At 62.5% G+C, this 2,635-nt stretch carries 2 protein-coding genes; both read right to left on the bottom strand.

Going from position 1 to position 2,635, the window contains the following annotated elements; genetic code table 11:
• Positions 1-101: 101 nt before the first annotated feature.
• Positions 102-947 carry an IS21-like element helper ATPase IstB gene (gene istB, locus NZK81_RS21285; RefSeq protein ID WP_066522210.1) on the bottom strand — a complete coding sequence of 282 codons (846 nt, stop codon included), beginning with the start codon at positions 945-947 and terminating at the stop codon, positions 102-104.
• Entirely contained in the window at positions 944-2,446 is a 1,503-nt protein-coding gene (gene istA / locus NZK81_RS21280; RefSeq protein ID WP_066522224.1) for an IS21 family transposase, read from the bottom strand. Before istA ends, istB begins: the two co-directional genes overlap by 4 nt.
• Positions 2,447-2,635 lie beyond the last annotated feature (189 nt).

Below are 2,635 nucleotides of genomic sequence, written 5' to 3'. Positions count from 1 at the left end.
TATGGCGCGGCGATCTGGATGAGAAGTTTCCGCCAATCAGGATGAGAACTGATCGTCGCGGTGTTGACGTGGTGCCTGCTTTGATTGACGCTGGCAAGCCGTTACTCGCAGGTTTGATTGTCGGCGCGCGACATTTCCTCGGTCGACTTGATTGTCGCGAAGGTCGGTGGCCGGCCAGCGCGTGATTGACGCTGGAGCGCGGAACGGCGGCGATAGCTTTCGACGTTCATCTCGAAGATCGTCGCGTGGTGAACAAGGCGGTCCACTGCGGCGAGCGTCATGGCGGGATCGGGGAAGACCCGGTTCCATTCGCCAAAGGGCTGGTTTGCGGTGATGAGCGTGGAGCGCCGTTCGTACCGTGCGCTGATCAGCTCGAAGAGGACGGACGTTTCGGCCTGATCCTTGGTCACATATGCAAGGTCGTCGAGGACCAGCAGATGATATTTGTCCAGCTTGGTGATCGCGGCCTCGAGCGCCAACTCACGGCGGGCGACCTGAAGTTTCTGGACCAGATCGGAGGTGCGGGTGAACAGGACGCGCCAGCCATTTTCGATCAGCGCGAGGCCGATTGCGGCTGCCAGATGGGTTTTACCCCCGCCCGGTGGACCGAACAGGATGAGGTTTGCGCCTTTTTCAAGCCAGCCATCACCAGAACACAGCGCCGTAACCTGGGCGCGCGAGATCATCGGCACCGCGTCGAAGGCGAAGCTGTCGAGAGTCTTGCCTGGTGGCAGGCGGGCTTCGCCCAGATGCCTTTCGATCCGGCGACGATCCCGTTCTGCGATCTCATGCTCGGCGAGCGCCGCAAGCAGCCGGGCGCCAGGCCAGCCTTCCTTGTCAGCCCGCGTGGTGAAGTCGGACCAGACCAGTTTGATCGCCGGCAGGCGCAGGTCGTTGAGGATGAGGCTCAGGCGCTGGGCGTCGATAGCGGGTGCGTTCCGGCTCATGCGGCTTCTCCCGTCAGAAGAACATCGTAGGTGGTAAGGGGGACCAGTTCCACAACGACATCGGGAAGCGCCGCCGGATCGGGAGCGAAGCGTGTCCGCAAGGCATCCATGTCAGGAAGACGATCGGCAGCCACGTCGGCGGCCAGCAGATCAGCAAGTTCGGCTTCGCAAGCCCTTTCGTGGGCCATGGCCAACAGTTCGACCATATGCCGGCAAGCGATCCGTTCCGGCAACGCGGCAATGAGCCGATCGAAGATCTGCCGATAAGGCTCCCGTGGGAACAGTTGATCACGATAGACCAGCTTCAGGAGCGCCATCGGTTTGCGCCGAAGGCTATGGATGACGTGCCGATAATCGACCACATGGCCGTGGGCACCATTGTTGAAGGACCGTCCCCGCTGCAGCGTCATCAGGTGGGTGCCGCCGATGAAGAGATCGAGCCGGTCATCGTAAAGCCGGACCCGTAGCCTGTGTCCGATCAGCCGTGAGGGCACGGTGTAGAACACCTTGCGAAGGGTGAAGCTGCTGCTCGATGTGACCGTGACGATCGTCTCCTCATAATCGCTGGTGCGGGCGCCGGGTAGCGGTTGCAATACCGCACGCTCGGCGTCGATGCGCGGGCCATTGCGCCGGTTCTTGCGGCTGACGACCTCGTCGATGAAGTGCCGATAGCTCGCCAGATCATCGAAGTCCCGCGATCCGCGCATCAGCAGCGCGTCCTTTATCGCCGCCTTCAAATGCCCGTGCGGGCTCTCGATCCCGCCATTCTCATGGGCAACCCCGCGGTTATTACGCGTGGGCGTCATGCCATAATGCTCGCACAGGGCGTCATAGCGCAGCGTCAGATCCTGCCGGGCGTCGGCATCCAGGTTACGGAACGCGGCTGACAGGCTGTCGCTGCGATGCTCGGTCGGGGCGCCGCCGACGGCCCACAGGGCGTTTTGCAGCCCCTCGGCCAAAGCGACATAGCTCTCGCCGCCCAGAATGACATGGGCGTGTTCGAAGCCCGACCACATCAGCCGAAAATGATAGAGGCGATGATCGAGCGGCACGCCGGCGACCGTTACCTCCTCATCCTTCATCTCGGTAAAGTCCGATAGGCCGAGCCGTCCTGGCTCATGCACCTGCCGGAAGATCACTTCCTGTTCAGGGCCATGAATGGCCCGCCATGCCCGGATACGTCGTTCCAATGTCCGTCGGATGCCTGCATCGAGATCAGGATGCCGGCGCAGCATCTCCTCGAAAATGGCAACCACCCGGACGCCAGGCGCAGCCTGGAGCAAGGGAACGACCTCTTCCTCGAATATCCCGGCTAATGGGTCAGGGCGCCGTCGCTCTCGCTGCGCCTGTCTTTGAGATGGGAGCCGAGGATCTCCCTCGATGCGATATGCCGTCGCCGGGCTGATACCGGCCTTGGCGGCCGCCACCGGCACGGCGTGGGTCTGTCGGAGCTTCATGTAGAGCCTCATCTGATGATCGTTGACGTGGCGGCCCGGCATCCGCGGCATCCCCTCTCGCGAAGTTATGCCTCTGAGTACCTGACCGGCCGCGACCACCAGAAACGCCCCTGAAAAGGGCGCCATCGCCACCTGCTGATCCGGCTCCGGGCTACGCCCTACGCCGGATCAGCAGGTGGCGATTCTCATCTTGATTGACGCTGGTCTCTCATCCTGATTGTCGCGCGGCAC

The sequence above is a fragment of the Novosphingobium mangrovisedimenti genome (genome assembly GCF_025153475.1).
GTDB classification, from domain to species: Bacteria; Pseudomonadota; Alphaproteobacteria; order Sphingomonadales; family Sphingomonadaceae; genus Novosphingobium; species Novosphingobium mangrovi_A.
Note: the sequence above shows the minus strand (reverse complement) of the source record. Positions and strands in the feature narration are given on the sequence as shown.

Coding starts and splice junctions, on each gene's coding strand:
- istB (WP_066522210.1), bottom strand. CDS start 947: ATGAGCCGGAACGCACCCGCTATCGACGCCCAGCGCCTGAGCCTCATC.
- istA (WP_066522224.1), bottom strand. CDS start 2,446: ATGCCGGGCCGCCACGTCAACGATCATCAGATGAGGCTCTACATGAAG.